The organism is Olavius algarvensis spirochete endosymbiont (assembly GCA_900608495.1).
Lineage (GTDB): Bacteria > Spirochaetota > Spirochaetia > DSM-2461 > DSM-2461 > UBA2779.
Genome location: UWYT01000323.1, coordinates 1 through 3928 on the forward strand (window position 1 = coordinate 1; position 3928 = coordinate 3928).

Below are 3928 nucleotides of genomic sequence, written 5' to 3' on the forward strand. Positions count from 1 at the left end.
TGGCCAGAGCTGCCGCTGGAAAAGCCCACGCTCAGAATTCCCAAAACTCCCACGCTGTACCGTGGCTCTTATCAAGCTCGCCCGGGCCATTGAAATCTTTTGAGAAGCAACGCCCGTGGAGTGATGGAAGCACTTATGAGTTCTCACGAATCCAAATGATGGTTGTGCTAAAACATGGAGAAGACAAACCTGACCTTACTAATGTATAATAGAAGAGTTATGATGAGAAATCTCTATTCCATTCTGACTATAATACTTGCAGTCTCTCTGCTCGCCGGCTTCTCTGAGCCCGAAGTTGCTAGCTCAATCATTTTCGAAACTAACCGTTGGTCTTCCATTACGGTCTCTTCCGATGGAAGCAAGCTTGCCGCAGTGGAGTTTGTAGGCCATCTGTATACTTCTTCCGATGGAGGAGCGACTTGGATAGACCGTAGTATTGCCTACTCTACAATTGCGGGAAGGAAAGACTGGCGATCCATAGCGATGTCTTCCGATGGGTCCGAACTTGTTGCTGTGGAGGATGAGGGACATCTGTATACCTCCACAGATTCAGGGGCGACTTGGATAGACCGCAGTACTCGTGACTCTGTGATTGCCGGATATAGGGGCTGGGAGTCAGTTGCCATGTCCTCTGACGGGTCCACACTTGCTGCGGCGGACTGTGGCGTTTTGATGAATTATGGCGGTCATCTCTATACCTCCACGGATGGAGGGGCGACTTGGACGGACCGTAGTACCTCCGGATCTGCAATTGCAGGATACAAAAGATGGATTTCCATTGCCATGTCTTCCGATGGATCCAAACTCGCCGCAGTGGCGTTGGGAGGCCATCTGTATACCTCCACGGATGGGGGGGCCACCTGGATGGATCGCAGTGTTCCGAGTTCTGCAATAAAAGGAGACAGAAGCTGGAATTCCATCACTATGTCTTCCGATGGGTCCAAACTCGCCGCAGGGATTTGGAGAGGTCATCTGTATACCTCCACGGATGGAGGGGCTACCTGGATGGATCGCAGTGCTTGTGGCTCCGCAATTGAGGGAGACAAAGAATGGAATTCCATCACTATGTCCTCTGACGGGTCCAAACTTGCCGCAGTGGATGACAACTATTTGTATACTTCCACTGATTCAGGAACGAATTGGACAAGTCGAAGTGTTACCGACTATGCAGTTGGACAAACTAGATGGTGGCTAGCCGTTGCCATGTCTTCTGATGGATCCACAGTTGCCGCAGGGGTGTGGAGAGGCCATCTGTATACCTCCACGGATGAGGGTGCCACCTGGATAGACCGCAGTGGTATCGGCTCTGAAATTGAGGGTGATAGAAACTGGGAAGCCGTTGCGATGTCTTCCGATGGGTCCAAACTCGCCGCAGTGGAGGATGCGGGCCATCTGTACACCTCCACGGATGGGGGTGCTACTTGGATAGACCGAAGTGACATCGGCTCTGAAATTGAGGGAGATAGAAACTGGGAAGCCGTTGCGATGTCTTCCGATGGGTCCAAACTTATCGCAGGGGTGCGGAGAGGCCATCTGTACACCTCCACGGATGGGGGTGCTACCTGGATAGATCGAAGTGACATCGGCTCTGAAATTGAAGGAGATAGAAGCTGGGAAGTCGTTGCGATGTCTTCCGATGGGTCCAAACTTATCGCAGGGGTGTGGAGAGGCCATCTGTATACCTCCACGGATGGAGGGGCTACCTGGATAGACCGCAGTGACATCGACTCTGAAATTAAGGGATGGGAGCAATGGCAATTCATAGCGATGTCTGCCGATGGGTCCACACTTGCCGCAGCAGTTTATAAAGGTCATCTGTACACCTCCACGGATGGAGGGGCTACCTGGATAGACCGAAGCGACATCGGCTCTGAAATTGAGGGAGATAGGCTTTGGCAGTCCATAGCGATGTCTTCCGATGGATCCACACTTGCCGCAGTGGTTTGGAGCGACCATTTGTATACCTCCACGGATGGAGGGGCTACCTGGATAGACCGCAGTGACATCGGCTCTGAAATTGAGGGAGATGAAAGATGGAGAGCCGTTGCGATGTCTGCCGATGGGTCCACACTTGTCGCAGTGGTTTGGAGCGGCCATCTGTACACCTCCACGGATGGAGGGGCTACCTGGATAGATCGCAGCGCTCCGAGTTCTGTAATTGATGGAATTAGAAGCTGGCAGTCCATAGCGATATCTTCTGATGGGTCCACACTTGCCGCAGTGGCTCGGGGCGACCATCTGTATACCTCCACAGATGGGGGAGCGACTTGGACGGATCGGGGTAGGTGGAAATGAAGCCTTTATCATCGTCCCTAACTAGCCTTGAACCCATATTCCGCGAAGAAAGAAACGAATCGCAGCGCTAAACTGTTCAATCTTTTTAAGTCCCGATGGTATGATTGTCCTGCCCATATCACTCGTCGACTGCTCAACAAGGAAACAGGCGTTCATTGACTAGTGGGTAGAAAGCCTGCCGATAACGAGCAAACGAAGATAGTAAATGAAACTGCTTTCAGGTTTAGTCTCGAACGAGTTAAACTTGGGAGGGGAGTGATCCCATGTCATGGAGGGCTGCAGGTGTGATCCTGGCGGAAGAGGACTTGAGGGCACTCTATTAACGAACTTGAGAAAAGCATTGTTCTTTATGAGTACAAACCAAGGCTTCGGCCTCAGGCGGGATTTAGGGGTTGTAGCTCTGATTAGCCCTTCAGGTCGAGAAATTGACATCGCGGAAATGTCCAATTCGACTGTCATCCATCTAAGATTTGCACATCGGCTTCCGGGTGAAACTTCATTTCCAAATACATTCTTCTACGATTAGACGGATAATGGTAGTGTCTTAGTTCGATGGTGTTGGCACCAATTTTCCAGATCTGTTTATTGAGCTGGAAATCTTCGGTTTCCTTGCTTACTACATCAAAGTCATTGCCATAGAACGATCTCAGAATCTCGCTAACCTGCAGGAACTTTGACTTGCCGTGCTCATCTAAATCAAAAGTCTTTGCTAATCCAATAGATGAAATCAAATCCGTATTGAAATATGAAGGCGAAAACGAACCTGGAACAACAACAACACTATAATAGAAGTACTTACTTAAAAAATTTCGAAGCTTATTGTCAAATGCAAAGGCAATGATGATTGTCTCGAAGAACTCATTTGAAAAACTCAAGTAGTAAAAACCTGTTGAATCACCAAAGTCATACTTCTCCTCAGAAAACTCCAATAACCCATCCCCTAATCCAAATTCCTCAAGCGGTATATCTATTCCCTCTGAAGAACAAGCAACCATCAGCATCAGTGTACCAAATAGAACAGTTACAGCATGTCTTAGCACCATCTTCCTTATTCCTTTAGAGGCTTTTGAGGCTCCAGAGGCATCTTCCCTTTAGGGATCTTCACCTTACCGTTTATAATTAGCGCCAAATCACCTTTACTAAAAGCGTTTTCGACTTTTTCCCAGAGTTCCTTGTCACTTGCATCCGGGTTCTCAAGGGCAATTTCTATACCTTTTTCATTGTTGTAAAGATCCATTTGAACGTCATCAGGTAGCTCAGATCTCTCATCTTCAGATAGCCGATCCTGACCGGATTGGTTTTCGTGAGCATTACCAATAGCTAGTGCTTTTTTCTTACCGAGATCTTTTGCATTCATCGCACTCCACCATGCATGCCGCTTGGCATCTCCTTCACCATCTTGTCCCCCATCTAAGCCTCTTGCTTTGCGTAGAGCTTTATCTGCGTTTACTCGTCCCCTAACCGCTTCACTCCTGTTGTTTTTAAAGAAATCCCGCTCGGCATCTGTAAATTTCCACATCCCCGTCGGGTCGACATACCTTACGGGGTTGTTGCTCACATAGGCATACCAGTTAAGAGCCTCTATGACAGAATAGCCCTTGCGCATTCCTCCACTTTGCCCAGGTCCAAAGCC

At 48.9% G+C, this 3928-nt stretch carries 3 protein-coding genes; 1 reads left to right on the top strand and 2 read right to left on the bottom strand.

What is annotated here, in order from left to right; all coding sequences use genetic code 11:
- The first annotated feature begins 219 nt into the window (after positions 1-219).
- On the top strand, positions 220-2295 hold the full coding sequence (locus tag S1OALGB6SA_RS09475; RefSeq protein ID WP_124033318.1) for a WD40/YVTN/BNR-like repeat-containing protein: 2076 nt from the start codon (positions 220-222) through the stop codon (positions 2293-2295).
- 455 nt (positions 2296-2750) lie between these two features.
- On the opposite strand, the gene S1OALGB6SA_RS09480 is transcribed toward S1OALGB6SA_RS09475, so the two are convergent.
- Both S1OALGB6SA_RS09480 and S1OALGB6SA_RS09485 read right to left on the bottom strand, forming a co-directional pair.
- Positions 2751-3338, bottom strand: coding sequence for a hypothetical protein (locus S1OALGB6SA_RS09480; protein WP_124033319.1), 588 nt, complete (start codon positions 3336-3338; stop codon positions 2751-2753).
- 5 nt (positions 3339-3343) lie between these two features.
- On the bottom strand, positions 3344-3928 hold a 585-nt coding region (locus tag S1OALGB6SA_RS09485), incomplete at its 5' end, for a DUF6973 domain-containing protein (protein ID WP_230204532.1).

Bases quoted from the DNA above. Each gene is read 5' to 3' on its own strand.
- S1OALGB6SA_RS09475 (WP_124033318.1), top strand. From the start codon at position 220: ATGATGAGAAATCTCTATTCCATTCTGACTATAATACTTGCAGTCTCT.
- S1OALGB6SA_RS09480 (WP_124033319.1), bottom strand. From the start codon at position 3,338: ATGGTGCTAAGACATGCTGTAACTGTTCTATTTGGTACACTGATGCTG.